The sequence below is a fragment of the Gilvimarinus sp. 1_MG-2023 genome (assembly GCF_030548285.1).
This window is the reverse complement of sequence record NZ_JAUOSC010001543.1, coordinates 1-243: the sequence shown is the minus strand read 5'-3', so window position 1 is coordinate 243 and position 243 is coordinate 1. Positions and strand designations below refer to the sequence as shown.

The 243-nt window shown below is 45.3% G+C and carries 1 protein-coding gene; it reads right to left on the bottom strand.

Annotated elements, in window-relative coordinates; genetic code table 11:
* Nucleotides 1–15: 15 nt before the first annotated feature.
* Nucleotides 16–243: sodium:solute symporter family transporter (locus Q4563_RS21980; RefSeq protein WP_303606049.1), on the bottom strand; the 228-nt coding region annotated here is incomplete at its 5' end.

Here is a 243-nt window from a genome sequence, read left to right as displayed (position 1 = left end):
GATGACTAATATAAACTATCTGGAAAGTGTCAGATCCCAACCCATAAATTGGGTAAACAGTAAACCACCGAAGTATAACCCTCCCCCAAGCCACACCACGACAATGGTGCAGTGCGAGTAGATCGTCAGCAAGCGATACATGGTATCGCCAAATCGGCGGTTAATAATTTGCGGCATTGTCGGTACGTTCAACCCCAAGAAATACGGGGAGAACACCATGGCCACTAATAATAAAAAGATCCA